The sequence below is a fragment of the Vibrio sp. 1069 genome, assembly GCF_033340555.1.
In genome coordinates this window covers 1-560 of record NZ_JAWOWP010000757.1, presented here as the reverse complement: position 1 = coordinate 560, position 560 = coordinate 1, and the positions used below count along the sequence as shown (strand labels likewise).

The window sequence follows — 560 nt, the reverse complement described above, 5'->3', positions numbered from 1 at the left end:
CAACCCATCGGCGCGTAAAGAGAAGGCAAAGCTTTCATCAATGTACACCTCAAACTCAATCATATGTGCGATTTGCCCAGGATGGAGCACGGCTTCGTTTAAAGCGGCGTTATGACTTTTTATTTGACCATGACGATGCACTTCTGCCTCAAGTAAGAAACGCTCTTCTTCAATGTACTCTCCCGCAAGTACGGCTTTGAGTGCCGCTTGGAAATCGTCTGGGTTTAAATCAGTTAAAAAGCCTAGATTGCCACGGTTTACGCCAATCACAGGCACGTCAAAACGCGATAAAATTCTCGCTGCGCCCAGCATGTTGCCATCACCACCGACAACTATCGCAAGATCTGCGTTTTTGCCCAACTCAACTAAGCTGGCGAAGTGGTTTTGCGGGATCTCGTCCAAAATCGCTGCAAGGCGATCGTCAATAAACACTTTGTAACCTTCTGAGGTCAGCCATTCGTAAAGCTCTTTATGAGTCTGAATCGCTTGTTGATCTCTTGGTTTTCCGATAATCGCGATCACGTTACATGGATTTTTCATAGCATTTCCGCATTAAAGAG

General features: G+C 45.9%; 1 protein-coding gene. It reads right to left on the bottom strand.

What is annotated here, in order from left to right:
- Window positions 1–540 (bottom strand): NAD(+)/NADH kinase (locus tag R7040_RS28890; protein ID WP_318097956.1); only part of this gene is annotated, 540 nt, incomplete at its 3' end.
- Window positions 541–560 lie beyond the last annotated feature (20 nt).